Source organism: Armatimonadota bacterium (genome assembly GCA_020354555.1).
Taxonomy (GTDB): domain Bacteria; phylum Armatimonadota; class Hebobacteria.
Map to the genome: position 1 here is coordinate 10,648 of CP070648.1, position 3,543 is coordinate 14,190.

3 protein-coding genes are annotated in these 3,543 nt (G+C 67.3%); all 3 read left to right on the forward strand.

Annotated elements, in window-relative coordinates:
• Positions 1-1,413: penicillin-binding protein activator (locus JSV65_00055; protein UCH34784.1), on the forward strand; the 1,413-nt coding region annotated here is incomplete at its 5' end.
• A gap of 2 nt (positions 1,414-1,415) precedes the next feature.
• Entirely contained in the window at positions 1,416-2,960 is a 1,545-nt protein-coding gene (locus JSV65_00060) for an acyl-CoA carboxylase subunit beta (GenBank protein ID UCH36657.1), read from the forward strand.
• A partial coding sequence (locus JSV65_00065) for a hypothetical protein (GenBank protein ID UCH36658.1) occupies positions 2,960-3,543 on the forward strand: 584 nt, incomplete at its 3' end. The genes JSV65_00060 and JSV65_00065, both read left to right, overlap by 1 nt.

Here is a 3,543-nt window from a genome sequence, read left to right on the forward strand (position 1 = left end):
CTCGAGGGGCGGACGCTGGAGGCGGCGGACACGTTGCTCGCTGCCTCGTTGGAGCGGGGCGAGGACCGGGAGGCGGCAGCGCAGTTGGCGCGGCTCGTCGTCGGTGAGCTGGGACTGGGTGAGATCGATACCGTGACCGCTCGCTGGCCGGCTGGCCACCCCCTGCGCTCGGTCTTCGATGTCGAAAAAGCCTCGCTGCTGCTGGCGGCGGGGCACAGCGAGCGGGGCCGTGAGGTCGCCGAGCGCGTGTTGGCGCTCGATCCGCTGGAGCCCGAGCGGAATCGGGCTCGTAGCATGGCGTCCGGTGAGGCGGAGACCGAGCAGTGGCGCCCGATCATCGGCGCTATCCTGCCGCTCAGCGGGCCGCTGGCGGCCTACGGGCGGATGGCGGAGGAGGGGATCCGCCTGGCGATCGAGGAGTACAACGAGCGCCATTTCGACGCCGTCACGTTGATCGTCAGGGACGACGCGGATCAGTACGATCGGGACGGCGATCTGGTGCGCGAGCTGGAGCGGTTGGGCGCGGTGGCCATCGTGGGGCCGCTGCGTAGCGAAGGACTGGAGATTGCCGCGCGGCGTCGCCGCGATCGTGACCTCGTCATCGTCAGTCCGACCGCACCCGAGAACTTGAGCTTCGAGCGCAACACCTTCTCGTTGTGGAGCACGACGGAGCGCGTGACCCGCGGCGCGCGCACTCTGGCCGGCTTCGCGGTTCGCGACCTGCGTATCGATCGCTTCGGCGTCATGTACCCCAACACGCAAGAGGGCAGGAACCAGCTCGCGGCGTTCGCCGATGCCGTGCGCGCCCGCGGCGGCGTCATCGTCGGCTCGATCACTTATGACGATACGGCGACGACGTTCCAGGAGCCGCTCGCCTACCTGGACACTTTCAGCCCACAGGCGATCTATGCGCCGGCCAGTAGCTCGAGAAGCGTCATCGTCATGGCACCTCAGTTCTCCTTCTACGGCTTGCGGGGCGTGCAGGTGTTGGGTGACGCCGAGTGGTCGGAGCCCGAGGTGCTCAGGCTGGTCGAGCCCCGCTTCATCAACGGCACCATCATCTCCACCTTCCTCCACCGCTCGAGCCCGTCGGTTCGCTGGGTGGAGTTCGAGGAGATGTACGAGCGGACCTACCGCAAGGGTCTACAGGGAAGTCTGGTCCCCGCGCTGGCCTACGACGCCACACGTCTCGTTCTGGCGGCGTTGCCCTGGGGTTTCCCGCGCCGCTCCGCCATCGCCAGGGCATTCCGCGACATCCGAAGCCTCCCCGGCGCCACGGGGATCTTCACGGTGGAGAGCGGTTCCATAACCCGCCGCCCCTTCATCCTCCAGTTCAAGGACCGTGAGCTGGTGCCGGCCTACGAGGAGTTGCAGGCCGAGCGTGCCAGCAACGCAGGGGAGCCCGGCCGATGACGATGCAGGATAAGCTGAAGCGACTCGCCGAGCTGCGGGCGCAAGCGGAGCTCGGCGGCGGCGAAGACCGCATCAAGGCGCAGCATGCCAAGGGTAAGCTCACGGCGCGCGAGCGTCTCGACTTGTTGCTCGACGAGGGTTCGTTCCGCGAATTCGACCGCTTCGTCACCCATCGCGCCACCGAGTTCGGGCTGGCCGACAAGAAGGTCCTGGGTGATGGTGTCGTCACCGGCATGGGCCGCATTTACGGCCGTCAGGTGCTGGTCTTCTCCCAGGACTTCACCGTGTTCGGTGGCTCGCTGTCGGAGGCCCATGCGGAGAAGATCTGCAAGATCATGGATATGGCCATGAAGGCTGGCTGTCCGGTCATCGGCCTCAATGACTCGGGTGGGGCGCGCATCCAGGAAGGCGTGGTGTCGTTGGGCGGCTACGCCGAGATCTTCTGGCGCAACACGCAAGCCTCGGGTGTGGTCCCGCAGATCACTGCGGTCCTGGGGCCGTGTGCGGGCGGCGCGGTCTACTCGCCGGCGATCACCGACTTCATCTACATGGTCGACGGATCTTCCTACATGTTCGTCACGGGGCCCGATGTGGTGAAGACCGTGACCCACGAGGAGGTGGATTTCGAGCAGCTGGGCGGTGCGAAGATCCATGGGACCACGTCAGGGGTCGCGCATTTCGTCTGCGAGAGTGAGCCGGCGTGCTTGGAACGGGTGCGCGATTTGTTCCACTACATCCCGCAGAACAACATGGAGGATCCGCCGACGGGCGAGGGAGAGGATCCGCCGGACCGGATGGACGAAGAGCTGCTCGGCATCGTTCCCGACCACCCGAACAAGCCGTACGACGTCCACAATGTAATCTCGCGGGTCGTGGATCAGGGGAGCTTCTACGAGGTGCACGCCGGCTACGCGACGAACATCGTGGTCGGCTTCGCCCATTTAGGCGGCCACAGCGTCGGCATCATCGCCAACCAGCCGGCCGTGCTCGCCGGGGTGCTCGACATCGACAGCTCGATGAAGGGGGCTCGCTTCATCCGCTTCTGCGACGCCTTCAACATCCCGCTCGTCACCTTCGAGGACGTCCCCGGCTTCTTGCCCGGCGTCACTCAGGAGCACGGCGGCATCATCAAGCACGGCGCAAAGTTGCTGTATGCCTACTGCGAGGCGACGGTGCCGAAGTTCACAGTCATCTTACGCAAGGCCTACGGCGGTGCCTACGACGTGATGAACTCGAAGCACGTGCGGGGCGACTTCAACTTCGCCTGGCCCACGGCGGAGATCGCCGTCATGGGCCCGAAGGGCGCTGTCGAGATCATGTTCAGGAAGCAGATCGCTGAGGCCGACGATCCTGCGGCGGAGACCGACAAGCTGATCAAGGAATACGAGGAACAGTTCGCCCACCCCTACATAGCGGCGGCGCGTGGCTACGTGGACGATGTGATCGATCCCCGCGCCACGCGCCCCCGCTTGATCGAGGCGCTGCGTCTGACGCGGAACAAGCGCGACCCGGGTCCGCCACGCAAACACGGCAACATCCCGCTCTGATGCTGAGAAAAGTCCTCGTCGCCAACCGGGGTGAGATCGCGGTCCGCGTGATTCGCGCCTGCCGCGAGCTGGGCATCGAGTCGGTGGCCGTGTACTCGCAGGCCGACCGCTTGGCACCCCACGTCTGGCTGGCCGACGAGGCGTACGAGATCGGGCCGGCGCGGGCGGCGGAGAGTTACCTGTCGATCGTCCGCTTGCTGAACGCGGCGCAGCGATCCGGCGCCGACGCGGTCCACCCCGGATACGGGTTCCTGGCCGAGAACGCCGACTTCGCCCGGGCCGTCGAGGAGGCGGGTCTCGTGTTCCTCGGGCCGCGGCCGGACACGATCGATCTTCTCGGGGACAAGCGGCGCGCCCGGGCCGTCGCGCTGGAGGCCGGCGTGCCCGTCGTGCCGGGGTGGGAGGGCGATCCCTCCGATCGGGAGAGCGCGAAGCGCGCGGCGGCCGAGATGGGCTGGCCGGTCCTCGTGAAGGCGGCGCTCGGCGGCGGCGGCAAGGGCATGACGCGCGTCTCCGCGCCCGAGGAGCTGGACGCGGCCCTGGAGACCGCGTCGCGCGTCGCGGCCAGCGCGTTCGGCGACGC

What these genes read in the sequence shown, in the direction of transcription:
- JSV65_00060 (UCH36657.1), top strand. Translation starts at nt 1,416, where the DNA reads ATGCAGGATAAGCTGAAGCGACTCGCCGAGCTGCGGGCGCAAGCGGAG.